1 pseudogene is annotated in these 257 nt (G+C 74.3%); it reads left to right on the top strand.

The window, feature by feature from the left end:
- A pseudogene (locus tag LG634_RS37670) lies at positions 1-257 on the top strand (conjugal transfer protein); the annotation flags it as partial.

The raw sequence follows: 257 nt of genomic DNA, 5'->3' as shown, positions 1-257 counted from the left end.
ACGCGCTGCGGCCGTCGTGCAGGCCCTGGCCTACCACCGGGCCCGCGCGGCCAACCACCCCGACACCAAGGTCCGCAAGCGCTCCGAACGCGTTTCCTGGCGGCTCGCCCGCCGGGTCGGCACCGGGGACACCCGGCTCGGATCCCAGCTGCTGGATGTCCAGCGGGAACGGATCACCACCGGCGCGGACGTCGCCCTCGGCGACATGTTCGCGATCACCGTCACACGGGCCGACGGCCCCGTGACGGCCGGGCGTA

Source organism: Streptomyces bambusae, assembly GCF_020532645.1.
Lineage (GTDB): Bacteria > Actinomycetota > Actinomycetes > Streptomycetales > Streptomycetaceae > Streptomyces > Streptomyces bambusae.
The sequence above is the reverse complement of the archived record's forward strand: the minus strand, read 5'-3'. Positions and strand labels throughout refer to the sequence as shown.